Consider the following 257-nt stretch of genomic DNA (forward strand, 5'->3'; position numbering starts at 1 on the left):
GTGCATACCCAATGAACTTGTCGCTGATGGGCAATATTTTCGCCTGCACCGGCGCCAGCCATGTGGGGAACCTGCCGGCATAGTGCTCCAGCAAAAAGCCGATGAAACGCTCATGCGTGCCCAGCGGCGCCCTGTGAATGATCAACGGCACCTCGGGTTGGTTGTCCTTGTTGGTGAATGCCAGCTTGAAGCGACGGCCCTGGGCAAAATCGACCTGGTTAGTAGCCAGCGTAAATTCCCTGCCAATGGTGCTCCAT

1 protein-coding gene is annotated in these 257 nt (G+C 56.8%); it reads right to left on the reverse strand.

Annotated features, from left to right (window positions below; translation table 11 throughout):
- Window positions 1-257 (reverse strand): aminoacyl--tRNA ligase-related protein (locus AB1471_RS17575; protein WP_367781010.1); only part of this gene is annotated, 257 nt, incomplete at both ends.

The organism is Jeotgalibacillus marinus, from assembly GCF_040801915.1.
Classification (GTDB): Bacteria; Bacillota; Bacilli; order Bacillales; family Jeotgalibacillaceae; genus Jeotgalibacillus; species Jeotgalibacillus marinus.